19 protein-coding genes are annotated in these 23,516 nt (G+C 63.7%); 10 read left to right on the top strand and 9 right to left on the bottom strand.

Features of this window, described 5'->3' with window-relative positions; translation table 11 throughout:
- Positions 1-23 precede the first annotated feature (23 nt).
- Complete coding sequence (locus tag LU682_RS16590; RefSeq protein WP_010953717.1) at positions 24-1,391, bottom strand: NAD(P)/FAD-dependent oxidoreductase; 1,368 nt, start codon at positions 1,389-1,391, stop codon at positions 24-26.
- A 20-nt stretch (positions 1,392-1,411) separates the two neighbouring features.
- Positions 1,412-2,299, bottom strand: a complete 888-nt coding sequence (locus LU682_RS16595) for a phytanoyl-CoA dioxygenase family protein (protein ID WP_010953716.1) — start codon at positions 2,297-2,299, stop codon at positions 1,412-1,414.
- Between the two features lie 250 nt (positions 2,300-2,549).
- On the opposite strand from LU682_RS16595, the gene LU682_RS16600 reads away from it, so the two are divergent.
- The 9 genes from LU682_RS16600 (at position 2,550) to LU682_RS16640 (ending at position 13,759) form a co-directional block, all read left to right on the top strand.
- A complete protein-coding gene (locus LU682_RS16600; RefSeq protein ID WP_010953715.1) occupies positions 2,550-3,131 on the top strand; it encodes a TetR/AcrR family transcriptional regulator in 582 nt (193 codons plus the stop codon).
- Positions 3,132-3,407: 276 nt separating this feature from the next.
- Positions 3,408-4,934, top strand: coding sequence for a flavin-containing monooxygenase (locus tag LU682_RS16605; protein WP_010953714.1), 1,527 nt, complete (start codon positions 3,408-3,410; stop codon positions 4,932-4,934).
- A complete protein-coding gene (locus LU682_RS16610) occupies positions 4,931-5,806 on the top strand; it encodes an alpha/beta fold hydrolase (protein ID WP_010953713.1) in 876 nt (291 codons plus the stop codon). Before LU682_RS16605 ends, LU682_RS16610 begins: the two co-directional genes overlap by 4 nt.
- Positions 5,807-6,024: 218 nt before the next feature.
- On the top strand, positions 6,025-7,182 hold the full coding sequence (locus LU682_RS16615) for an iron-containing alcohol dehydrogenase (RefSeq protein ID WP_232856695.1): 1,158 nt from the start codon (positions 6,025-6,027) through the stop codon (positions 7,180-7,182).
- A gap of 12 nt (positions 7,183-7,194) precedes the next feature.
- On the top strand, positions 7,195-8,526 hold the full coding sequence (locus LU682_RS16620) for an APC family permease (protein ID WP_010953711.1): 1,332 nt from the start codon (positions 7,195-7,197) through the stop codon (positions 8,524-8,526).
- Positions 8,527-8,603: 77 nt separating this feature from the next.
- Positions 8,604-10,028: a gamma-aminobutyraldehyde dehydrogenase gene (locus tag LU682_RS16625; protein WP_010953710.1), complete on the top strand. Its 1,425-nt coding sequence runs from the start codon at positions 8,604-8,606 to the stop codon at positions 10,026-10,028.
- A gap of 37 nt (positions 10,029-10,065) precedes the next feature.
- Complete coding sequence (locus LU682_RS16630) at positions 10,066-11,319, top strand: diaminobutyrate--2-oxoglutarate transaminase (protein WP_060488906.1); 1,254 nt, start codon at positions 10,066-10,068, stop codon at positions 11,317-11,319.
- A 95-nt stretch (positions 11,320-11,414) separates the two neighbouring features.
- The gene (locus tag LU682_RS16635; protein WP_010953708.1) at positions 11,415-12,794 is read left to right on the top strand and encodes an aspartate aminotransferase family protein; all 1,380 of its coding nucleotides are present in this window, start codon (positions 11,415-11,417) and stop codon (positions 12,792-12,794) included.
- A 56-nt stretch (positions 12,795-12,850) separates the two neighbouring features.
- The gene (locus tag LU682_RS16640) at positions 12,851-13,759 is read left to right on the top strand and encodes an NAD(P)-dependent oxidoreductase (RefSeq protein ID WP_010953707.1); all 909 of its coding nucleotides are present in this window, start codon (positions 12,851-12,853) and stop codon (positions 13,757-13,759) included.
- Between the two features lie 261 nt (positions 13,760-14,020).
- Here LU682_RS16640 and LU682_RS16645 read toward each other — a convergent pair whose 3' ends face one another.
- The 7 genes from LU682_RS16645 to LU682_RS16675 form a co-directional block, all read right to left on the bottom strand.
- On the bottom strand, positions 14,021-15,679 hold the full coding sequence (locus LU682_RS16645) for a cation acetate symporter (protein ID WP_010953706.1): 1,659 nt from the start codon (positions 15,677-15,679) through the stop codon (positions 14,021-14,023).
- A complete protein-coding gene (locus tag LU682_RS16650) occupies positions 15,676-15,999 on the bottom strand; it encodes a DUF485 domain-containing protein (RefSeq protein WP_010953705.1) in 324 nt (107 codons plus the stop codon). Before LU682_RS16650 ends, LU682_RS16645 begins: the two co-directional genes overlap by 4 nt.
- Before the next feature lie 54 nt (positions 16,000-16,053).
- Positions 16,054-17,700 (bottom strand): acyl-CoA synthetase, encoded by a 1,647-nt coding sequence (locus tag LU682_RS16655; protein ID WP_010953704.1) that lies wholly within the window; start codon positions 17,698-17,700, stop codon positions 16,054-16,056.
- Between the two features lie 83 nt (positions 17,701-17,783).
- Positions 17,784-18,551 (bottom strand): SDR family NAD(P)-dependent oxidoreductase, encoded by a 768-nt coding sequence (locus tag LU682_RS16660; RefSeq protein ID WP_010953703.1) that lies wholly within the window; start codon positions 18,549-18,551, stop codon positions 17,784-17,786.
- Positions 18,551-19,723, bottom strand: coding sequence for an acyl-CoA dehydrogenase family protein (locus tag LU682_RS16665; protein ID WP_010953702.1), 1,173 nt, complete (start codon positions 19,721-19,723; stop codon positions 18,551-18,553). The genes LU682_RS16660 and LU682_RS16665 overlap by 1 nt, the downstream gene beginning before the upstream one ends.
- 53 nt (positions 19,724-19,776) lie before the next feature.
- Positions 19,777-20,133: a 4-hydroxypentanoyl-CoA kinase subunit LvaB gene (lvaB, locus tag LU682_RS16670; protein ID WP_010953701.1), complete on the bottom strand. Its 357-nt coding sequence runs from the start codon at positions 20,131-20,133 to the stop codon at positions 19,777-19,779.
- Positions 20,130-21,188 (bottom strand): phosphotransferase family protein, encoded by a 1,059-nt coding sequence (locus tag LU682_RS16675; protein WP_049586209.1) that lies wholly within the window; start codon positions 21,186-21,188, stop codon positions 20,130-20,132. Before LU682_RS16675 ends, lvaB begins: the two co-directional genes overlap by 4 nt.
- 202 nt (positions 21,189-21,390) lie before the next feature.
- On the opposite strand from LU682_RS16675, the gene prpR reads away from it, so the two are divergent.
- On the top strand, positions 21,391-23,343 hold the full coding sequence (gene prpR / locus LU682_RS16680; protein WP_010953699.1) for a propionate catabolism operon regulatory protein PrpR: 1,953 nt from the start codon (positions 21,391-21,393) through the stop codon (positions 23,341-23,343).
- Positions 23,344-23,516: the final 173 nt, after the last annotated feature.

Consider the following 23,516-nt stretch of genomic DNA (forward strand, 5'->3'; position numbering starts at 1 on the left):
TAGAACACGCACATCAATTGCAATCAGCCCTTCCTGGCCTTGTCTTTACGCACTTTTCTATCGGTCCAGTCATCCAGCAACTTGGCCGCCGCAAAGGCAGCGTGTACGGCGCACCATTGCAAGGGTTCAGGCAGCAAGGACGGCGTTTTGTGTTGCAGTGCTGCCAGCAGCTCAGGCGCCTGGCCGTTGATTTGCTGGGCAAACAGCTTGCCGATCAACGATTGCGTGCCCAGCCCGTGGCCCGAGCAGCCGGTGGCGTAGTAAATGTTCTGTTTCGCGCCCATGGCACCGATCACCGGCAGAAAGTCGTAGGCGCCACTGACGTAACCACTCCAGCAGTGCTTGACGCCAAGGCCTTGCAATGCCGGATAGCGCTCGCGCAGTACCTGCGCCAATGCCGCATAGGCGCCCTGGTCCGGGACATTGGGCGTCTTCGAACCGTAGGCATAACCTAGCTTCTTGACGGTCAACACCATCGTGCCGTGTGCCGTCAGGCGGTGGCTCTCCATGGTGTAGTGCGGCGTGATGATCCCTTCCCGCCCTTGCCAGCCGAGGGCAGCCAACTGCTGCGTCGACAGCGTTTGGGTTTCGATTGCCGACACCCGAATCGCCGCGACCTTGTTGCGCAACACCCCCAGCTGCGGGGTATAGGCGTTGGTTGCCAGCACCATCACCGGGGCGGTTGCACGGCCATGGGCAGTCTTGCAGGTAATGACCGGCCCTTCGCTGAAGCTCAGCAACGGCGTGCGTTCGTAGAGCTTCACCCCCGCCTCGATGGCCGCGCGCCGGAGGCCGCCGATGTACTTCCCTGGATTCAAGGTGCCGCCACATTGCTCGGCGGCGAACAGAAACGCAGGGGGGATGCCCCGCGCACGCATCTCGGCACCTTCGACGAAGCGGCTCGTCGCCCCCAGTGTCTGACCCAGCGCCATGTTTTCCCGCAAGCGCTTCTCCTGACTGGGATGAACACCTGCCCGGAGCACGCCCGAAGGGTTGTAGTCACAGTCGATACCCAAGGTTTTGAATCGACCTTCCACGTAGGGCACCGCCTCGTCATAGAACCTGACGAACTGCGTGGCCTGCTCCACGCCCACCCGTTTGACGAACATATCGTACTCGATGCCCATGCTGCCCAGCAGGTAGCCGGCATTGCGGCCACTGGCACCGAAGCCGGCGAATTCCTGTTCCAGCACGATCACATCCGCCCCGAGCGCCTTGAGTTCCAGCGCGGTCGACAGCCCGGCAAAGCCGGCGCCGATCACGATCACATCGGCCTGCGCGTCACCTTCGAGGGCCGGCTGCAGATCAGCCGGTCGCTCTACCCATCCCCCCAGACCGCGAAACTTCAACGGTGCTGAGTCACCATCGGCCGCATTGTTCAAGGCATTCATTCGCGTCACTCCCAGAATTATCAGAAGCCTTTACCCGGCTCGGAGAATGCCGGCATGCCCAGGAGTTCCTGCGGGTCGCGCATCTGGCCATCGATTTCCACCCACCCCAGCAGCGTCGAACTGGCACTCCAGCCCAGCAGGCGTTGCATTTCGCTCGGGAGCTGGCGAACACGTTCGACGGGAATGGACAGGAAGTGATTCTCTTCAAGGCGCAGGAAGGCCAGGTCGTAGGCCATTGTCAGGCCAGTACGAGGCGCTGCCGTCGTGTTGGCGCCGCCGCCGTGATACACCGAGCCGATCCACAGCAGCGCCGAACCTGCCTTCATCTGCGCGGCGACGGTTTCTTCCTGGGTCGGCATTCGTTCGTCATCCCATTGATGGCTACCGGGGATGACGCGCGTCGCACCGTTTTCCTCGGTGAAATCTGAAATGGCCAGCATCATTTGCAGCCTGGCCTCACGCCCATACTGCGGGTGCCGCCAGAGCGAAGTGGCATCGTCACGGTGCAGGGGCTGGAGGCCTTGGCCCGGGCCAATCTGGATCGCCTGGGTGATGCTCAGTTGAATATCAGGCGCCATCTCGATGCGGTCGCTGCCCACCCAGACATGGGTAGGGGTTTGCAGGATCTGCCTGGCCGCGCCAAGGAACAGCGGGTGCAATGCCACCTCCACGGCGGTGTCGCTGCGCCCAATGATTCGGGCCACACGGCGGGTCTGGGTGCCGGCGAAATATGGATCGACACCACAAGGCGTGACCTTCAGGTAGCTGTCCAGTTCTTCGGTGAGGGACTTCAGCGTTGCCGGCGAAACAAAGTCGGCAATGATGACGCCGCCGTCACGCCGAATGATGTCCACCACCTGCTCGATCGAGGCATCGCTGCTGACTGTGGAGAGCGCTCGTGTATCCATCTGCTTTCTACCTGTCTGGTTTTGTCATTGTTCTGCCCACCGAGGCCGGGCGACTTGGGTGGTGAACTCATCATCACCGAACATGGTCACTTGATCAAGTCATTTGATTTTCATTTTTCGTACCTTCCTTTGCCCATGCGGTATGGGATTGCATCGACTCATGGATTGAGGCTTGACCTTGCGCTAGCATTCGTCACCGTCAACGCCGGGCCAAGGGGCCGGCGGCAATACCGAAAAGGGAGAACGCTCAATGGCTCGGATTGGTGCTGAAGAGCGCAGGCAGGACTTTATCGAGGCCACCGTGAAGGTGATCGCGGAACATGGGGTGGCCAACGCCACAACCCGGCGAATCGCTGCGGCAGCAGATTCGCCGCTGGCATCGTTGCACTATGTCTTCCACACCAAGGACGAGCTGTTCTATGCGGTCTACGAGTCCTTGATCAACATGCCGCAACAATCGTTGCAACACGTGCCGACAGGCGCCACGGCGGCGGAATCGGTGGGGGAAATGTTGCGCCAGCTTGTCAACTGGTTCACCGCTCATCCTGAGATGGCGACCACGCAGTTCGAACTGTTTTGCTGGAACCTGCGCAACAACCCGGAGATGGCAACCAAGATCTATGCCGTTTCCCTCGAAGCGGCCCAACAGGCCATCGTGAAGGTCACCGACGGCGCACTGGACCAGGCAGCACTGACCACTATCAGCCGCTTGCTGATCAATCTGTTCGACGGCCTGATGCTCGCCTGGTCCGCTCACGGCGACCGTGCACGCCTGGAGGCCGAGACCGAGACCGCCTGCCAGGCAGTCAAGTTGCTGGTGGCCAGTTACTGAGGCCCCACAGGATTCGCCGTGCTGCGTCGCTGCACGGCGATCCCCTCCCCCTCCGGCTCTGAAAGCCGCAGCGCCCCCCTTCGAACGTTCCGATGACGATATCTACCAGACTGACCCAGTCTGATCGTTGATCGGCGAAGTAACAGGTGCAAATCATCCTGAAATAGCAGTGACGTGGTGCATTTTGCACCTTGTCCCACCCTTCCTGCGACCTTATTCTGAGTCAAATGATCAAGTCAAAAGATCAGTCTCTATAACACAACAATAGGAGGCGACATGTCCTCTCACACTGCTCTTCCGGTTGAGCCGCTCGATGTTCTGATCATGGGAGCCGGTGTGTCTGGCATCGGCGCGGCGGCCTACCTGCGACGCAATCAACCGAACAAGACCTTTGCCATTCTCGAGTCCCGCGAGCGCATGGGGGGTACCTGGGACCTGTTCCGATACCCCGGCATCCGCTCCGACTCGGACCTCTACACCTTCGGTTTCGACTTCAAGCCCTGGACCAAGGCCAAGTCCTTGGCGGACGCCGCGGATATTCTTGAGTACCTGAGCGAAGCCATCGACGAGCACCAGCTGGCTCCCTTCATCCAGTACCAGCAGAAAGTCATCTCGGCCAACTGGCAAAGCGACAAGGGCTTGTGGTCGGTGCGTGTCGAGGATGGCCGCACGGCGCAGATCCGCACGGTCGAATGCCGCTGGCTGTTCAGTGCAGGCGGTTACTATCGCTATGATCAGGGCTTCAGCCCCCGGTTCGAAGGCAGCGAACAGTTCAAGGGCCAGATCATCCATCCGCAACACTGGCCGGAAGACCTCGACTACACCGGCAAGCGCGTCGTGGTCATTGGCAGTGGCGCAACTGCGGTAACCCTGATCCCGGCCATGGCCGACAAGGTCGCCAGCATCACCATGCTGCAGCGCACGCCCTCCTACATCATCAACCAGCCCGCCAACGATGGGGTTGCAGCGTTCCTGCGCAAGGTCCTGCCCGCGCAAACCGCCTATTCCCTGACGCGCTACAAGAACGCCAAGATCACCCTGGCCTTCTGGGGCTTCTGCCAGCGCTTCCCCAAGCTTTCGAAGAAACTGCTGCTGTGGCTGACCCGCAAGGAGTTGCCGAAAGACTACCCGGTCGACGTGCATTTCAACCCGCCCTACAACCCTTGGGATCAGCGCCTGTGCTCGGTGCCCGAAGGCGATTTGTTCAAAGCCATCAGCGCGGGCAATGCCGACATCGTCACCGATCATATCGAGCGGTTTACCGAGCACGGTGTATTGCTCAAGTCAGGCAAGATGCTCAAGGCCGATATCATCGTCACCGCCACGGGGCTGAACGTGCAGCTGTTCGGCGGCATCACCCTGCACAAGGACGGCAAACCGGTCGTGCTCAGCGAGACCCTGGCCTACAAAGGCATGATGCTCTCCGGTGTCCCCAATTTTGCGTTCGCGGTGGGCTACACCAACTCATCCTGGACCTTGAAAGTCTGCCTGCTGTGCGACCACTTCTGCCGCTTGCTGGGCTTGATGGAGCGCGAAGGCTACAACGTCTGCGAGCCCAAGGCGCCGGAAGGCGTCGAAACCCGCCCCTTGCTCGACTTTGGTGCCGGCTACGTACAGCGCGCGTTGGACAGCATGCCGCGCCAGGGCCCGCGCGAACCCTGGGTGATGTCGATGGATTATTTCCGCGACGTCAAACTGCTGCGCCGTGGCGCGGTGACAGACAAGTGCCTGAAGTTCACCGCAGTACCCAATGCGCCCTTGCACGCCGATGTCCAGTTGCAGCAGCAAGGTAGCCGCCGATGAGCACCGATCGCTTCTGCGAGCTGGCAGGCGAGCGCAGGCTCTGCTATCGCAGCCATGGCCATGAAGCCGCCCCGGCAGTCCTGCTCATCGTCGGCCTGGGGCTGCAACTGACCTACTGGCCGCAAGCGCTTATCGACGGCCTGGTCGAGCGGGGGTTTCGGGTCATCACGCTGGACAACCGTGACGCGGGCCGCTCGTTCTTCACGGATGTGGCGCCCCCCACGCCCCTGCAGCAGTTCCTGCGCAAGCGCACGCCCGGCTATGACCTGGGGGACATGGCCAGCGACGTGATCGGGCTCATGGACGCTTTGCATCTGGAAGCGGCGCATGTGGTGGGGATGTCGATGGGCGGCATGATCGCCCAGACACTCGCCGCGCGTTACCCCGAGCGCGTCAGCACGCTTACCTCGATCTTTTCCACGACAGGCTCACTGCGCGTCGGCCAGCCGGCGCTTAAAGCCCTGTTCAAGCTTCTGCGCCGCCCACCGCGTAACCAGCACGAAAGCGTTCGCGACTACGTGGACATCATGGGGCTGATCGGTTCGCGGCTGGAGTGGAACGAGCCGGCCTTGCGTGACTACGCCATGCAAGCCTGGCCGCGAGGTGGCGGTGAGGCCAGCAACCTCGGCACCGCCAGGCAGATCGGCGCGATCATCAACTCCGGTGACCGTACCCAGGAGTTGCAGCGGATTCGCTGCCCCACGCTGGTCATTCATGGCGACAAAGACCTCATGGTCGCCACCAACGGCGGGTTTGCCACGGCGTCGGCGATTCGCGGCGCCAACCTGGTGCTGCTGCCCGGGATGGGGCATGACTTGCCGACGTGCCTGTCGGGCACGCTGCTGTCCCTGCTGACGGGGCACATGCGTTAGCACAGATTTTCTTTTAGGGGCCCGTCGCTTGGTCGCCCCTCTTTTTATTCCGCTGGAGCCTTTTCGCAACAGGTTTACGCAAGACCCAAAACAACAACATTCAGGCCCGTGCGTAACCGCCAGGCCCACATTACACGCCCGAGCCGTTAAACACGGCCAGGCGCGGATGCCCCTCCACTGCCCTTTCGACAATGACAACAATTGAGCAAGAGGTACGTATGGAATTCAAGTTTCTACTCCCCAGCAAAATCGTGATGGAACCGGGCCTGCGCGAGCGCACCGGTGAACACCTGCGGCAACTCGGCCTGGCCCGCGTGTTGATCGTGACCGATGCCGGGGTCAAGGCAGCAGGCCTGCTGGACAGCGTCTACGCCAGCCTCGACAAGGCCGGTATCGCCTACGAGGAAGTGGCGGACATCAAGGCCAACCCGCGCAGTGACGACATCAACCACACCGCCCAGCGCTATCGGGGCACGGGTATCGACGGCCTGCTGGCCGTGGGTGGCGGCAGCGCGATGGATGCGGCCAAGGCCATCAGCCTGCTGCTCACCCACGACGGCCGTATCGAGGACTACGAAGGGTCGTTCACGCTTACCCATGCCATCCCGCCCATCGTCGCCATCCCGACCACGGCCGGCACCGGCAGCGAAGTGACCTGCTTCTCGGTGATCACCGACACCGCCCGCCACTTCAAAATGAACGTGCTGGACTATCGCATCGGCCCGGTGCTGGCATTGCTCGACTCCCATATCACCGACACGCTGCCGCCGTCGATTGCAGCCGCAACCGGCATGGATGCCCTGACCCATGCCATCGAAGCCTACACCTGCCGCGTGGCAAACCCGATCAGCGACGGCCTGGCGCTGCATGCCATCCGCCTGATCAGCCAGCACCTCAAGGCGGCCGTGCAGGAGCCCGACAACCAGGCGGCCCGGGAGCAGATGCTGGTGGCCAGCCTGATTGCCGGCATGGCCTTCGGCAACGCCGACGTCGGCAGCGTGCACTGCATTTCCGAAGCCATCGGCGGCATGTACGACACGCCCCACGGTGTGGGCAACGCGATCTTCCTGCCCTTCGTGTTCGGTCACAACCGTGATGCCGATATCGTCCGCCATGCCCAGGTCGCCTACGCGTTTGGGATCGACCCCACGCTGTCTCCGGTCGATGCCGCCGAGGCCGCCGTCGGCCATCTGTTCCAGATGAGCAAGGACCTGGGCATCCCCCGCTTCGCCGAGGTCAAGGGTGTGCGCGAGGAAGACTTCCCGACCATTGCCGAGAAGTCCAAGCAGAACTTCTCGGACGCCAGCAATGCCAAGGCGATGTCCGTAGAGGCCTACCACGACATCATCACCACCGCTTACCACTTCGTCGCGTAAGAGGGCTCCGTCATGAGTCAGTCAACCTCCGGCGCCTCGTTGAGGCGCAGCCTGGGCCCGTTTTCCGTGCTGCTGTTCGGCCTGGCCTTCCTGGCCCCGCTAATCGTCTTCGGCACCTACGGCGTGATCACCCAGGCCAGCGGCAACACCACGGCCATGGCCTACCTGGTCGCAGCCACCGGCGTTGTGTTCACGGCCTTGAGCTATGGCCGACTGGTCAGGGTGTTCCCGGTGGCAGGTTCGGCCTACACCTACACCCGCAAGATGCTCAATGCCAACCTCGGATTCATGGTGGGCTGGGCCGCCCTGCTGGACTATTTCTTCATCCCGATGCTGATCTGGCTGCTCGGCGCCAGCTACCTCAACATGGCGTTCCCCGAGGTGCCCCAGTGGGTGTGGATCACCGGCTTCATCGTCTCTACCTCGCTGCTCAATGTGCTCGGCATCCAGGTGGCCAACCGCTTCAACGTGCTGTTGATGGTGGTGCAACTGGTCATCATCGCCGTGTTCATCGGCCTGTGCGTGCACTACATCGTGGCAGCCAACGGCCCTGGCGGGCTGCTGTCGGCCAAGCCGTTCTTCAACCAGGACGTGCCCTTCGCCACCAGCATGGCCGGCGCCGCCATCGCCGCCTACTCGTTCCTGGGCTTTGACGCGCTGTCCACGCTGAGCGAGGAAACCCGCGACCCTGGCCGCACGCTGCCGCGCGCCATCCTGCTGGTCGCCTTGATCGGCGGTTCGGTCTACGTCGGCTCCTCGTACTTCATGTACCTGGCGCACCCCTCCCCCACGTTCGAGCTTGTGGACGGGGCCGCCTTCGAGATTGCCCGGATGATCGGCGGCGACCTGTTCTTCGCCGTGGTCCTGACCGGGATCATCGTCGCCCACTTCGCTGCGGGGATGTCATTCCAGGCCAGCGTGGGCCGGCTGCTCTACGCCCTTGGCCGGGACAACCAACTGCCCCGGCGGCTGTTCGGCGCGCTGCACCCGCGCTACAAGACCCCGGCCTTCAACATCTTGCTGTGCGGTGTTTTCGGCACCGCCGGGTTTGGCCTGACGATCGCAACCGCGACTTCCCTGGTCAACTTCGGCGCCTTTCTCGCCTTCACCGCCGTCAACCTGTGCGCCTTGCGGCTCACCTTCGATGCGCGCGTCAAGGACGGCGCCGGGTTGCTGCGCGGGGTGCTCTTTCCGCTCATCGGCCTGGTCACGGCCGGGTGGATGCTGGTCAGCCTGGATAAAGACGCCCTGATCATGGGCGGTTGCTGGCTCGGCCTTGGGCTTGTCTACCTCGCCTGCCGGACCAGCCTGTTCCGTAACCCGGTCCCCGACGCCCTGGTATAGCCCCCTCTTCCCATCGAACGCTCTGACGACAATCACAAGGCAGGCCACAGGCCTTGCCGCTCAATGACGAGATCGACATGCAAACAAAACTGCTGATCAATGGTGCCCTCGTAGCCGGCGAAGGCGACCACGTGGACGTCTACAACCCCTCCCTGGGCCGCGTCCTGGTACAGACCCACGAGGCCAGTCATGCACAGGTCCATGCCGCAGTGCAAAGCGCGGATGCGGCCTTCGAAGCCTGGTCGCAAACACCGCCCAAGGACCGTGCGGCACTGCTGCTCACCCTCGCCGACCGCATCGACGCCCAGGCCGCGGTGTTCGCCCGCCTGGAGGCGGACAACTGCGGCAAGCCGTTCACGGCCGTGCTGCAGGATGAACTGCCCGCCGTGTCGGACGTGTTCCGCTTCTTCGCCGGCGCCGTTCGCTGCCTGCAAGGCTCGGCGGCGGGCGAGTACATCCCGGGGCACACCTCGATGATCCGCCGCGACGCGGTCGGTGTCGTCGCCTCCATCGCGCCGTGGAACTACCCGTTGCTGATGGCGGCGTGGAAGCTCGGCCCGGCCTTGGCCGGCGGCAACACCGTGGTCCTGAAGCCCTCCGAGCACACCCCGATGAGCACCTTGAAGCTGGGGGAACTGCTCGCCGATATCTTCCCCGCCGGGGTGGTCAATATCGTTCATGGGCGCGGCGCCACGGTGGGTGAGCCGCTGACCAGTCATGCTCTGGTGCGCATGGTGTCGCTGACCGGTTCCGTACGTACCGGAAGCCGCATCATCGAAGGCACGGCCGACAGCGTTAAGCGCATGCATATGGAGCTGGGGGGAAAAGCCCCCGTGCTGATCTTCGACGATGCCGACATCGACGCCGCCGTCGAGGGCATTCGCGCCTTCGGCTTTTACAACGCCGGCCAGGACTGTACGGCCGCGTGTCGCCTCTATGTGCAGAAGGCGGTCTACCCGGAGTTCGTTCGCAAGCTTGGCGAAGCCGTGTCCAGCATCAAATGTGGGTTGCAGGATGACCCGGCAACCGAAATGGGCCCGCTGATCACCCAAGAGCACCTGCAGCGTGTCGAGGGCTTCGTCAACCGGGCCAGGGAGCAGCCCCATATAGAGGTCGTCACGGGCGGCAAGCGCGCCGCAGGTGCCGGGTTCTTCTTCGAGCCCACGGTCCTGGCCGGCACCCGGCAGGAAGACGAGGTGGTGTGCCGTGAAATTTTCGGCCCGGTGGTAACGGTCTCGCCCTTCGAGGATGAGGCCCAGGTACTGGCCTGGGCCAATGAATCGGACTACGGCCTGGCCTCTTCGGTGTGGACCGCCGACGTGGGGCGGGCACATCGCCTGGCCGCCCGCCTGCAGTACGGCTGCACCTGGGTCAACACCCATTTCATGCTGGTGAGCGAAATGCCCCATGGCGGCGTGAAGCTGTCGGGGTACGGCAAGGACCTGTCCATGTACGGCCTGGAAGACTACACCCTGGTCCGCCACGTGATGTTCAAGCACTGACCGCCCCACGACACCCCATCATTGCAAGAGGTTATGCATGAACAAGATCGAAACGTTCGAAAGGCTCGAGTCCAACGTGCGGATGTACTGCCGCGACTTGCCGCTGGTGTTCGATACCGCCCAGGGCAGCAAGATCCGCGGCGAAGATGGCCGCGAGTACCTGGACTTCTTCGCCGGCGCCGGAGCCCTGAACTATGGCCACAACGACCCGCGCATGCGCGATGCGTTGATCGCCTACCTGTCGGCCAACGGCGTGACCAATGCCCTCGACCTGCACACCACCACCAAGCGCCAGTTCCTGGAGTCGATCGAGCGTGACCTGCTCAAGCCACGAGGCTGGGACTACAAGGTGCAGTTCACCGGCCCGACCGGTGCCGATGCCGTCGAAGCGGCATTGAAGCTGGCGCGCAAGGCGACCGGGCGCACCAAGGTCGTCTCCTTCTACGGGGCTTACCACGGCATGACGGCCGGTGCGCTGGCGGTCACTGGGAACCGCACCCGCCGAGGCCCCGGGCTGTCCAACGACGTGGTGTTCGTACCGTACGAAGACAGCCCTTACGGTGAGTTCGACAGCATGGGCTTCCTCGAGCGGCTGGCCAACGACCAGGGCAGCGGATCGGAACTGCCAGCCGCCGTGATCGTGGAGTCGGTGCAGATCCAGGCCGGTGTCTACCCGGCCTCCAACCTGTGGTTGCAGCGTTTGCGCCAATGGACCCGCGATCACGGGGTGGTGCTCATCTGCGACGAGATCCAGGCTGGCTGTGGCCGCACGGGCGACTTCTTCGGTTTCGAGCGCTCCGGGATCGTGCCGGACCTGATCACCTGCGCGAAATCCATCGGCGGCTTTGGCCTGCCGATGGCGATCGTGTTGATCCGCGCCGGGCTGGATGTGTGGCAGCCGGGCGATCACATCGGCACGTTCCGCGGCAACCAGCTGGCCTTCCTGACCGCGCAGATCGCGCTCGGCTATTGGCGCGACGAGCAGTTCCTGAAGCTGCTGACCGACAACAGCGCGGCCATGACACGTGCGGTTGCCGGCTTCGCGGAGATCCCGGGCGTCGCCTCCGCCCGCTCGCGCGGCATGATCGCCGGCATCGATTTCGGCCGCGGCAACGTGGCCTTGGCCAAGGATGCCCAGCAGCGCGTTCTGCAAGCGGGCGTGCTGGTCGACCGCTGCGGCCCGAATGGCGAAATCATCAAGCTGATGCCGCCGGTGAACACCCCGACCGACCAGCTCGAACAGGGCCTGAACGCCTTCGGCGAGGCGGTCGCGGCAGCGCTTCGCCAGTAACTGCAGGGTCCAGGCGTGCACCCGGAGCGGACACTGGGCGCACGCCACCTGCTCACCTGCGGGCAACCCTCGCCCTGCGACAGGAACATGAGCCAATGAGCACCCACTCTTCAACCGTTCAGAACGATCTGGCGGCACTCATTCATCCCAACACCAACCTGGCCCAGCACCGAGAGGTCGGGCCACTCGTGATCGCCAGAGGTGACGGCGTCCGGGTCTTTGACGAGCAAGGCAATGCCTACATCGAAGCCATGTCGGGCCTGTGGAGCGCGGCATTGGGCTTCAGTGAACAGCGCCTGGTCGATGCTGCCGTCGAGCAGTTCAAGCAACTGCCCTACTACCACAGCTTCAGCCACAAGACCAATGCGCCTGCCGCAGCGCTCGCCGCCAAGTTGGCAGCGCTGGCGCCGGGTGATCTGAACCATGTGTTCTTCACCAACTCAGGTTCCGAGGCCAATGATTCGGTGGTGAAAATGGTGTGGTACGTGAACAACGCACTGGGCCGGCCCGCCAAAAAGAAATTCATCTCTCGACAACAGGCCTATCACGGCGCCACCGTCGCCGCAGCAAGCCTGACCGGCATCCCATCGATGCACCGTGACTTCGATCTGCCGGCCATCCCGGTTCATCACCTGACCTGCCCGAACTTCTACCGATTTGCTCGGCCAGGAGAATCGCAAGAGGCCTTTACGGTCCGTCTGGCGAACGAACTGGAACGCTATATCCTTGCCGAAGGGCCGGAAACCATCGCCGCGTTCATCGGCGAGCCGGTAATCGCGGCAGGTGGCGTGATCCCTCCTCCCACAGGCTACTGGGCGGCGATCCAGGCGGTGTGCAAACGCTACGACATCCTCGTGGTGATCGACGAAATCATCACCGGCTTTGGCAGGCTTGGCACAATGTTCGGCTCTCAGTTGTACGGCATCCAGCCCGACATCATGGTGCTCTCCAAGCAGCTCACCTCCTCATACCAGCCGCTGGCGGCCGTGGTGGTGTCCGATGCCATGAACGATGTACTGGTGAGCCAGAGCCAGCGCCTGGGGGCATTCGCCCACGGCCTGACCTGCACGGGCCACCCCGTCGCCACGGCGGTTGCGCTGGAAAACATCCGCATCATCGAAGAGCGCGATCTGGTCGGCCATGTGCAGCACCTGGCCCCCGTGTTCCAGCGCCACCTGCGCGCGTTCGAAGACCACCCGTTGGTCGGCAACGTCAGAGGCGTCGGGCTGATGGGCGGGATCGAACTGGTTGCCGACAAGGCCACCCGCCAACCGTTCGCCCAGCCAGGGACGTTGGGCGGCTACGTGTTCAAACAGGCTCACAAGCATGGGCTGATCATTCGCGCCATCTACGACACGATCGCCTTCTGTCCTCCGTTGATTACCACCCAGGACGATATCGAGGCGATCTTCAGCGCCTTCGAGCGGACGCTGGCTGACGCGACGGATTGGGCGCGCTCACAGCACCTGCTGTGAGCAAAGGCTGCATCTGATGGCTACTCACGTAAAACAACAATCATGAGGGTTTGACCGTGCGTGAACACAGTGATGAAAGCTTCGAGTTCGACGTTTCCGTGATCGGGCTCGGTGCCATGGGAACCATCATGGCCCAAGTGTTGCTCAAGCAAGGCAAGCGCGTCGCGATCTGGAACCGATCACCCGGCAAGGCCGCGGCACTCGTCGCCGCTGGCGCTCATCTGTGCGAAAGCGTCAAAGCCGCGCTGAGCGCAAGCCCGGCCACGATCTTCGTGCTCCTGGACAACCACGCGACCCACGAGGTCCTCGGGATGCCGGGTGTGGCGCGTGCACTCGCCCATCGTACGATCGTCGATTACACGACCAACGCCCAAGACGAAGGCCTGGCGCTTCAGGGCCTCGTCAATCAGGCGGGCGGCCATTACGTCAAAGGGATGATAGTGGCCTACCCCCGCAACGTCGGCCACCGCGAAAGCCACAGCATTCATACCGGCGATCGTGAAGCCTTCGAGCAGCATCGGGCGCTGCTTGAGGGGCTCGCCGGCCATACGGTGTTCCTTCCCTGGGACGAAGCATTGGCCTTTGCGACCGTCCTTCACGCGCATGCGTTTGCCGCGATGGTGACTTTCTTCGAGGCCGTGGGTGCCGGCGATCGTTTTGGCCTGCCTGTTTCGAAGACGGCAAGGCTCCTGCTCGAAACATCACGTTTTTTCGTCGCTGACGCACTCGAGGAAGCCGTACGCCGGCTCGAAACGCAAGATTTCAAAGGTGACCAGGCGAGGCTCGATGTGCATGCGGACGCCTTCGCGCACATTGCCCAATCCCTGCACGCACAAGGCGTCTGGACCCCGGTCTTCGATGCGGTGTGCCAGGTCGTGCAGCGTGCGGCCGCAATGGGCTACGGCGACCAGGACATCGCAGCCACGACCAAGTCATTCGCCCGCGAGCAAGAGCCAGGGCATTAACCGTGCTTTCGCGGATTGAACCCGACGACAACAACTATAAAAAACGCTGGAGGATCCTATGCGCCGATTTGGTTTTCTACTTGCCGTGTTGACGCTGGCCATTTTCCTGAGTGCCCTACTTGCCCCTCGGCCGTCCCTCGTCAACCGGGGGACGGCGCAGCACATGGGGCATCCGATTACCAGCATCGGGGAGATCTTCAGAGGTTACTAGCGAGCTATCACACGGCCGCTGGCACTCCTGCGCTTGCGGCCGCGGGTAACTCAATGATCGACGGCACCGCTGGCACCAAGGCCGGTCTGGCCACGGACGAACTGGTCGGCGAAGGCCGCCCTTTCGGCCTTGGCCCGCGCAGTGCGGTCCATCCGGGAAACCGCATACGCCACCAAAAACGCCAGCGGCATGGAGAACAGCGCAGGCTGGGTATAGGGGAACAGCGGTTCGGCAAAGTGCAACACATCCACCCACACCAGCTTGGAAAACACCACGAAGCCCATGGCACTGAGCAACCCGACGTAGCCAGCGGCCAATGCGCCGCGGGTGGTCAGCCCCGACCAGAACATCGACAGGAACAGCACCGGGAAGTTGGCCGAAGCGGCAATACCAAAGGCCAGCGCAACCATGAAAGCCACGTTGATATTTTCGAACAGGATGCCCAAGGCTATGGCCACCAACCCAAGGCTCAGGGTAGCCAACTTGGTCACCCGCAGCTCCTGCGCCTCGCTGGCCGCGCCCTTCATGATCACCCGCGCATACAGGTCATGGGCGATGGCGGACGCCCCGGCCAGAGCCAGGCCTGAAACCACAGCCAGGATGGTGGCGAAGGTCACTGCAGACAAGAAACCCAGCAGCAGGTTGCCGCCGACTGCCTGGGCCAGGTGCATGACCACCATATTGCCCCCGCCCAGCAGCTTGCCACCCACCTCACCGCCCTCGAAGAACTTCGGCTGCTGACTGACGATCACGATCGACGCCAGGCCCAGCAGGAAAATGACATTGAAGAAGTAGCCGATGAACCCGGTGGCATAGAGCACCGACTTGCGCGCCTCCCGGGCATCGCTGACGGTGAAGAAGCGCATCAGGATATGCGGCAGCCCGGCGGTGCCGAACACCAGCCCCAGGCTCAGCGACAGCGCGGTCAACGGGTCGGCCAGCAGGCTGCCGGGCGCCAGCAGGCGTTCGCCCAGGGCATGGGTGTCCATGGCCTTGCTCACCAGCGCGTCATAGCTGAAGTCGAACTCGCGCATCGCCAGGAACAGCACCAGCGAGCCGCCGACCAGCAGCAGGAACGCCTTGATGATCTGCACCCAGGTAGTCGCCACCATGCCGCCGAAGGTCACATACAGCATCATCAGCGCACCGACGATGACCACCGCGATGTGGTAGTCCAGGCCGAACAGCAACCTGATCAACTGCCCGGCCCCGACCATCTGCGCCACCAGGTAGAAACACACCACGGTCAGCGAGCCGATGGCGGCCATGGTGCGCACCTTGCCTTGGTCGAGGCGATACGAGGTGATATCGGCAAAGGTGAAGCGGCCCAGGTTGCGCAGCCGCTCGGTCATCAACAGCAGCAACACCGGCCAGCCCGCGAAGAAAGCGATGAGGTAGATGTAGCCATCCATGCCGGAGGTGTAGATGAGTGCGGTGATCCCCAACAGCGTCGAGGCGGACATGTAGTCCCCGGCCAGCGCCAGGCCGTTCTGCCAGCCCTGGATGCCGCCACCGGCGCTGTAGAAGTCTGTCGTCGAGCGTGTGCGACGCGCCGCCCACCAGGTGATGCACAAGGTGAACAGCACGAACACCATGAACATGCCGATGGCATGCAGGTTGAGCGGCTGACGCTGACCAGCGTCGAGCGAAGGCGAAGCCAGCAGCAGGCCTGAGTGCAGCAGCAGGGCCAGAGGTACGAGTTTTTTCATGCGCCCTGCTCCTCTTCCAGCCCGCTGAGCAGCGCCTGGGTCAGGCTATCGAACTCGCCATTGGCCCGGTACACGTAGAACGCCGACAACGCACAGAAGAACACGAACAGGAAGGCGCCGGCAGCCACGCCCACGGTCATGTTCGACCCCTGGGCCAGGCGCCTGGCAATCAGTTCGGGCCAAAACGATACCAACCCGATGTAGCCATAGAACGTGGCCAGAATCAGCACGAACAGGCTCAGGGTGAAACGGTTTCTGCGCGCCACCAGTTGCTGGAACCGGGCATTGGCGCGAACACGCGCGTATAACAGGCTGGACATGAGACACCTCGGTCAAAGTCGTTGTTGTTATGGGTGTACAGGCGTTGCACTCGATCAATGCTCGGCGTCGGCGATCTGCGCCTCCTGTTGCCGGGCCCACTCACGCAGGACGAACTTCTGTATTTTTCCAGTGGCGGTCTTGGGCAGGTCCACGAGCGACACATGGCGCGGCGCCTTGAAGTGCGCCAGACGCTCACGGCACCAGCGGACCAGGTCGTCCCCGCTGGCCAGTGCATCAGCGCGCAGCGTGACGAAAGCGTGAGGTGTCTCGCCCCAGCGCGAATCCGGACGCGCCACCACCGCAGCCTCGACCACCTCGGGGTGCTGGTAGAGCACTTCTTCTATCTCCAGCGAACTGATGTTCTCGCCGCCAGAAATGATGATGTCCTTGGCTCGGTCCTTGATTTCCACATAGCCGTCCAGGTGCAGCACGGCCAGGTCGCCCGTGTGCAGCCAGCCGTTGGCCAACGCGGCACGGGTAGCCTCTGGGTTGTGCAGGTAGCCTTTCATCACAGTGTTGCCCCGCACCACCAGCTCGCCGAGGGTAAGGCCGTCGGCCGGGACCGGGCGGCCGGTGTCGGTATCCAGCACCGTGGCCTCCTCGAGCAGCGGGTGGGCGACGCCCTGGCGGCTCATGAACTGGGCCCGGGCCTCCAGCGGCAACTCGTCGACACCCGGCTGCCACAGGCACAATGTGCTGGGACCGTAGCTTTCGGTCATGCCATAGGCATGGGTGATGTTGAAGCCACGCGCCTCCATCGCCGCGATGACCGCACTGGGCGGGGCGGCACCGCCAGTGATCACCGAAACCGGCACCGGAGGGGCGCTGGCATGCTCGGCGTGGATCAGCATCGACATCACCACTGGGGCGGCGCTCAGGTGAGTCACGGCATGCTCGGCGATGGCGGCGTTGATCGCATCAGGCTGGACCTTGCGCAGACACACGTGGGTGCCACCGGACAACGTCACCGCCCAGGTATGGCTCCAGCCGTTGCAGTGGAACATCGGCAAGGTCCACAAGTAGACGCTGCGCGGCCCCAACTGGAAGATCAGCGCCCCGGCGCAGGCGTTGAGGTAGGCGCCGCGGTGATGCAGCACCACGCCCTTGGGGTCCCCCGTGGTGCCGGAGGTGTAGTTGATGGCGATCGACTGCCATTCGTTCTGTGGCGCACTCAACGGCCGCGCGGGGTCGCCCTGGGCCAAGAACGCTTCGTAGTCCAGGTCGTGGGCCAAATCGGCGCGCTCGGCCTGATCATCGTCGATGCCCACCAGCAAGGGCGGCGCATCGAGCATGGCCAGCGCCTGATTGGCCACGGCACCGAACTCACGATCGCAGATCAATACCTTGGCCGCGCAGTGACGCAGGATGAAGGCAATGCTGCGCCCCTCCAGGCGGATGTTGATGCACACCAGCACCGCCCCGGCACCGGGCACGCCATAGTGGGCCTCGAGCATTTCCGGGATGTTCGGCGCCAATATCGCCACCCGCTCGCCCGGCTGAACACCGACCCGCTCCAAGGCACTGGCCAGGGCGCGGCTGCGCTCGTGCAACTGACGGTAGCTGTAGCGCCTTGCGCCATAGATCACCGCATCGCGCTGCGGGTACACCTGCGCGGCACGCTTGAGGAACGACAGCGGCGACAGCGGGACATGGTTGGCTTCGTTGGGAGCAAGCTCGTGTTCGAGGGTTGGAACCATCATGGCAGGCACCTCATCGACACATTGCTCAGGTTTTGCACGCACATACCTACCTCCTGTTCTTGTTGTTATTGCGCCACGGCGCGTTACAGGCTGCTGCACAGGTGGCCGCCATCGACCACGATCTCAGCGCCGCTCATCGCCCGCCCGGCATCGCTGGCGAGCAGCAGCAAGGCGCCGTCCAGGTCCGACGGCACGCTGAAGCGGCGGCTGGGGATCCGCGAGCGCAACTTGTCACCGGCCTCGCTGGCCAGGAAGGCCTCGTTCAAATCAGTCATCACGTAGCCGGGCGCCAGGGCGTTCACCCGGATACCATGGCGCGCCAACTCCAGCGCCATGGCGCGGGTCAGGTGGGCCAGGCCGGCCTTGGCCGCCAGGTAAGGGCCGACGGCGCCGGCCACACGGCTGGCGAGGATCGAGGTGACATTGATCAGGCTGCCCCCCTTCCCCGCCACCACCATGCGCCGGGCGCTTTCCTGGGCCACGGCCCAGGCGCCCTTGAGGTTGGTGTCGAGCACGTGGTCCCAGGTTTGATCATCGCAGGCTAGCAAAGGCTGGCTGTCGCTCACCCCCGCATTGTTGACCAGAACATCCAGCGGGCCGGCGGCATCGAGCACCCGGCAGATGTCCTCACGGCTCGTCACATCGAGGGCAAAGGCCTGCGCCCGCCCTCCGGCCACCTCGATGGCCTCCACCAACGCCTGCAGCGGCGCCTGGCGTCTGGCGGTCACCACCACCTCGGCGCCTGCGGCGGCCAGGGTCATGGCGAAGTGACGGCCCAGGCCGCTGGAGGCCCCGGTCACCAGGGCGCGACGCCCGTCGAGGGCGAACAGTCGGGCAAGGTTCGGCTGCATCAGTGGGCCTCCAGGCGCTGGTCGAGCAGCTTCTTCGCCAGGCTCATGCGGTGCACTTCGCTCGGGCCGTCATAGATGCGGAACGGGCGAATGTCGCGGAAGATCCGCTCCACCACGGTGTCCCCGGTCACCCCGCGTCCACCCAATACCTGGACGCAACGATCGACCACCCGCCACAGCGCCTCGGCGCTGATCACCTTGGCCATGCTCGAATCGACATTGGCGCGCCGGCCCTGGTCGAGCACCCAGGCGCAGTGCCAGACCGCCAGACGCACCACGTGCAGGTCCATCATGTTGTCGGCCAGCATGAAACCCACGCCCTGGTGCTCGCCCAGCGGCTTGCCAAAGGCGTCCCGGGTGCGCGCATAGTCGCAGGCGATGTCGTGGGCGCGGCGCGCGGCACCGAGCCAGCGCATGCAATGAGTCAAGCGTGCAGGCGCCAGGCGCACCTGGGCATACCGGAAGCCCTTGCCGATCTCGCCGAGGACATCGCTCGCCGGAATACGCAGGTTGTCGAAACGCAGCTGCCCGTGACCGCCGGTAAAACAGCTGTCCAGCGAGTCCAGCTGACGTTCATGGATGATGCCGTCGCGCTTCATGTCGGTCAGGAACATGGTCGCGGTGCCGTCCTCCATGCGCGCCATGATGATGCCGAAGTCCGCGCCTTCGGCCCCGGTGATCAGCCACTTGCGACCATTGATCAGGTAGTCGTCGCCATCGCGGGTGGCAGTGGTGCGCAGCATCGACGGATCCGAACCGGAGCCCGGAGCAGGCTCCGTCATGGCGAAGCACGAACGGGCATGGCCCTGGACCAGCGGGCGCAACCAGCGGTCCTTCTGCGCTTCGGTGGCGACCACGTCCATCAGGTGGATATTGCCTTCGTCCGGCGCATGGATATTCAGCGCTACCGGGCCCAGCGGCGAGTAGCCGGCTTCTTCGAAGACGATCGCCTTGGCCACATGGCTCAGTTCCAGACCGCCCATTTCGCGGCTGGCGTGAGGCGTCAGCAAGCCAGCGGCGCGGGCGCAGAGCACCAGGTCCTGGCGCAGTGCGTCGCTGGGGCCGTGGCTGTTCTGGCGGGGGTCGTTCTCGAATGGGATGACCTGTTCGGCAATGAAGTCTCGAGTCTTGGCCTGCAAGGCGAGCAGTTCGTCCGGGAGAGTGAAGTTCATGGCTGTCCTTGTGTGTTCTTGTCTATCGGAGGAATGGGGTGGTCGATGCGGTTTCAGGGCAAGGCCTTGGGGTTGCTGATCGCCAATCGGGCAACGGTGATCTGGCGTAATGTCTCGACCAGGGTGCGCCGGGTTTGCGGGGCGTCATGGCTGCCCTGGCGAATGGCGCGAGCCAGTTGGCGGCGCAGGTCGGGCAATGTCGACGGCGCGTCATCGACCAAGGCGGCCAGACGCGCCTGCTCCTGATCCTCGGCCTGAGCGCCCAAGCGGTTTTCGCGGGCCGCAATGGCCATGGCGTTGGCGATCATCAGGGCCGGGTAACGCAACTCGCCGGGCAGCGCTGGCAGCAGCTGCTCCAGAAGCGTCGCGCGGGCGATCTCGAGCAATTCGTGGGCGTTGGGTTGGGTCATGGCGCTTCGGCTCCGGTCATGTGCAGGATGTCGAGTTCGAGCTCCGGCAACAGCCGGGCTGTCAGTGCTAGCTCGAGCGACGGTTCTTCACCGGACAGATGGCGCTGCCCTTGCTGCAAGGCAATCACCGCCCAGCGCAGGGTGGCCATGACTTGCCAGTAGTGGAGCCGACTGCGCTCGATGCACAGCGAAGACACCTCGTGATAACCACGCAGAAAATCCTCCAGCTGGCCAATGCCGCCGGCTTCGAGGTCTGGACGGGTAAAACGCCAGCAACGGGCGGTGAACCAGCCGAGGTCCTCGCAAGGATCTCCCCAGCCGGTGAACTCCCAGTCGAGCACGGCCTCCAGCCCTTCTTCGCTGGCCAGGTAGTTGCCGGTGCGGTAGTCACGGTGCAACAGGCACAGGGTGCTGCTGCGCGGCGCATGCAGCTCGCACCAGCGCAGGCCCCATTCCAGCACCGGATAGGCATCGGCGAGGGTGTCGAGGTAGCGGCGGTAGGCGTCGATCGTCGCCAGGGCCGGCGAGCTGTCCGGAACGGACAGGAAGCACAGCGTGGCGCACGGCGGGCGGACCTGATGCAGACGCGCCAGGTTGGCGCCAAGCTGCGTCGCCAGTTGCGCCCGGCCCTGAGGACCGGCGCCGGTGCTGAGCGCGCGGCCGGCAGCGCTACCCGGCACATACTCCATCAGGAAGAACACCCGCCCATGCACGCGCACATCGCGGCACAGCCAGAGCGGGCGTGGCACTTTCACGCCGGCCTGGTAAACCACCTGCAGCACGGCGAACTCCTGTTCACGGTCAAGGCTGGCGGGTAGCGCTGAAAGCGCATCGCTGCGCAGTACCCAACGCCGGACACCGGCCCACGGGCCGCCTTCGATCAGCAGGTCCAGCAGCCAGTTTTCCTGGATAGCGCCGCCGCTCAGGCGCTTGCGCGCCTGGATGACCACCCGCGTTGCCGAGGCCTGCTCGCGGATGAACTCGGCCAGGCGGTGATCGTCAGTCATGGCCGCGAACGTATCGCTGGCCGGGGAAATCGTTGGTGAACTGCTCATGGTTCTGTAGGCCCTGCCTTTGGTTTCTGGGTTGGCACAAGCCCAAGAGCAAGGCCTGGGCCAACTCTTCAAAAGTCAGCCACAGGCCGCATACAGCCTGGGTTCTGACGCCTCACCGCCGAGCGAAAGTCAGGCTGCTTGTTGCATATTTGCAAGCTATTGATTCATTATCGAAACATTTCAAACATGAACAGGCCCCGTGATGGATGCTCTTGCCTCCCAGGTCGTCGTGCTGATCAGCCACTTGCAGCGCCCCCAACAACGGAGCCGGCTCGCCCATGTGGTGGCCGGGCTCACGACGGACTACCCAGATACTCGTATCGAAGTCCTCGACACCTCGGTGGCTGAAGCACTACAGACCGCCCGAGAATTGGAGCAGGCAGGCAAGGTCGATGTGTTCGTCTGCGCCGGGGCGACCGCCGCCTACCTGCGCAAACACCTGACACGCCCGGTACTGGCGATGCGCGTGGGCAGTGGCGACCTGCTACGGGCATTGGGGCAGGCCCGCGAACGCTCCTCCCAAGTGGCCGTGCTCAGCTACAACCATGTCAACCACGACCTGCAAGCCATGGCCGCGCTCTTCACCGTCCAGGTTCACCAGGCCGCCTACACCTCCCTGGAAGAGGCCCGCCAGGCCGTCGAACAGGCGGCCCAGCTAGGCTGTCGCAGCATCATCGGCTCGTCGACGGTGGTGGAGCTGGCGGAGCAGGCAGGGCTGCATGGCGTGCTGTCGCTGAGCGAAGACACCGCGCGCAAAGCGCTGGAGGAAGCCCTGGGCATTCTCGACACTCAACGCGTCGAGATCGCCAAACGGCGGCATCTGAATGCCGTGCTGCGGCATATCCCCGCCGGCGTAGCAGCGGTCGACAACCAAGGCGTGGTGCAGTCGCTCAACCCTGCCCTTGCGCAGCTGCTGGACCTGCCGGTTAGCGCAGCGCTGGGCCGGCCGCTGCAGCAGCTGTGCCCGGAACTGGACCTGCAGCAGGCGCTGCAGGAAGGCACGGGTGAAGAAAACCGCGTGATGCGGCTCGGCTCGCACGCCGTGGTGAGCAATTTACTGCCTATCCTGGAGAACGGCGAACGTACCGGCCTGGTCCTGACCTGCCAGGACATCACTGTTGTGCAACGTGCCGACCAACGCATCCGATCCACCCGCCGCCCTGGTGCGTTCACTGCCCGTTACCGGCTCGACCAGCTCAACGGCAACAGCAAGGCCAACCGCGAGATGCTGCAGTTGGCCAAGCGTTTTGCCACCAGCCATTCGACCATCCTGATTACCGGTGAAAGCGGCACCGGCAAGGAACTGCTCGCCCAGGGAATCCATAACGAAAGCCCGCGCCGGCAAGGCCCCTTCGTCGCCATCAACTGCGCGGCGTTTCCCGAGTCGTTGCTGGAAAGTGAATTGTTCGGCTACGAGGAAGGCGCCTTCAGCGGCTCGCGCAAAGGTGGCAAGCCAGGCCTGTTCGAAGCAGCACACCGCGGCACGCTGTTCCTCGACGAGATCGGCGACATGCCGGTGTCGCTGCAAACACGCCTGCTGCGCGTGCTGCAAGAGCGCGAAGTCCTGCGCCTGGGCAGCACCGAACCGATTGCCATCGACGTGCGCATCATTGCCGCCACCCACAAGGACCTGCGCAGCGCCATGGACGATGGCGATTTCCGTACCGACCTGTATTTCCGGCTCAACATCCTGCGTCTGCAGACCACCCCGCTGCGAGAGCGCCCTGAGGACATTGCCCTGATCTGCCGGGGCATCAGCCAGCGCCTGCTCGTTCAGGGGCAACCACCGGGAGCTGCAGACATCCCCGCCGCGCTGCTGCCGTACCTTGAACGCTATGCCTGGCCGGGCAATGTCCGGGAACTGGAGAATGTGATCGAGCGCGCGATGCTCTCGGCACGCGAACTGCTTGAGGAACACCGCGTGAACGAGCAGTACCTAGCACGCGTGCTACCTGAACTGTGCGAAGGCCCTCCCCCTTCACCCGCCCGGAAAAAGTCGTCAGGCGAAACGGACCTGCACACCATCGGCAAGGTCGCGCAACTGCGCCATGTAAAGGAAACGTTGGAAAGCTGCCGCGGCAACCTCGACGAAGCCGCCCGCCGTCTCGGCATCAGCCGCACAACCTTGTGGCGGCGCTTGCGATCTGCCAATTGAATGAAAGCCCCAATCCCATGTTCAACCCATGACGTCTGGTTGGACAGCCTCAAGGCCCTATACCGTCTAATCATCCGCGAACTGACTGGCTCGACGTACATCGCCGGGTTGCTAGCGATGCTGCTGGACTGTCTGTCGCTACCGCTAACCGGCAAGGCTTGACTCTACCGTAA

The organism is Pseudomonas alloputida, from assembly GCF_021283545.2.
Classification (GTDB): Bacteria; Pseudomonadota; Gammaproteobacteria; order Pseudomonadales; family Pseudomonadaceae; genus Aquipseudomonas; species Aquipseudomonas alloputida.

Excerpts from the sequence above, each read along its gene's own strand:
- LU682_RS16590 (WP_010953717.1), bottom strand. The coding sequence starts at position 1,391 with ATGAATGCCTTGAACAATGCGGCCGATGGTGACTCAGCACCGTTGAAG.
- LU682_RS16595 (WP_010953716.1), bottom strand. The coding sequence starts at position 2,299 with ATGGATACACGAGCGCTCTCCACAGTCAGCAGCGATGCCTCGATCGAG.
- LU682_RS16600 (WP_010953715.1), top strand. The coding sequence starts at position 2,550 with ATGGCTCGGATTGGTGCTGAAGAGCGCAGGCAGGACTTTATCGAGGCC.
- LU682_RS16605 (WP_010953714.1), top strand. The coding sequence starts at position 3,408 with ATGTCCTCTCACACTGCTCTTCCGGTTGAGCCGCTCGATGTTCTGATC.
- LU682_RS16610 (WP_010953713.1), top strand. The coding sequence starts at position 4,931 with ATGAGCACCGATCGCTTCTGCGAGCTGGCAGGCGAGCGCAGGCTCTGC.
- LU682_RS16615 (WP_232856695.1), top strand. The coding sequence starts at position 6,025 with ATGGAATTCAAGTTTCTACTCCCCAGCAAAATCGTGATGGAACCGGGC.
- LU682_RS16620 (WP_010953711.1), top strand. The coding sequence starts at position 7,195 with ATGAGTCAGTCAACCTCCGGCGCCTCGTTGAGGCGCAGCCTGGGCCCG.
- LU682_RS16625 (WP_010953710.1), top strand. The coding sequence starts at position 8,604 with ATGCAAACAAAACTGCTGATCAATGGTGCCCTCGTAGCCGGCGAAGGC.
- LU682_RS16630 (WP_060488906.1), top strand. The coding sequence starts at position 10,066 with ATGAACAAGATCGAAACGTTCGAAAGGCTCGAGTCCAACGTGCGGATG.
- LU682_RS16635 (WP_010953708.1), top strand. The coding sequence starts at position 11,415 with ATGAGCACCCACTCTTCAACCGTTCAGAACGATCTGGCGGCACTCATT.
- LU682_RS16645 (WP_010953706.1), bottom strand. The coding sequence starts at position 15,679 with ATGAAAAAACTCGTACCTCTGGCCCTGCTGCTGCACTCAGGCCTGCTG.
- LU682_RS16650 (WP_010953705.1), bottom strand. The coding sequence starts at position 15,999 with ATGTCCAGCCTGTTATACGCGCGTGTTCGCGCCAATGCCCGGTTCCAG.
- LU682_RS16655 (WP_010953704.1), bottom strand. The coding sequence starts at position 17,700 with ATGATGGTTCCAACCCTCGAACACGAGCTTGCTCCCAACGAAGCCAAC.
- LU682_RS16660 (WP_010953703.1), bottom strand. The coding sequence starts at position 18,551 with ATGCAGCCGAACCTTGCCCGACTGTTCGCCCTCGACGGGCGTCGCGCC.
- LU682_RS16665 (WP_010953702.1), bottom strand. The coding sequence starts at position 19,723 with ATGAACTTCACTCTCCCGGACGAACTGCTCGCCTTGCAGGCCAAGACT.
- lvaB (WP_010953701.1), bottom strand. The coding sequence starts at position 20,133 with ATGACCCAACCCAACGCCCACGAATTGCTCGAGATCGCCCGCGCGACG.
- LU682_RS16675 (WP_049586209.1), bottom strand. The coding sequence starts at position 21,188 with ATGAGCAGTTCACCAACGATTTCCCCGGCCAGCGATACGTTCGCGGCC.
- prpR (WP_010953699.1), top strand. The coding sequence starts at position 21,391 with ATGGATGCTCTTGCCTCCCAGGTCGTCGTGCTGATCAGCCACTTGCAG.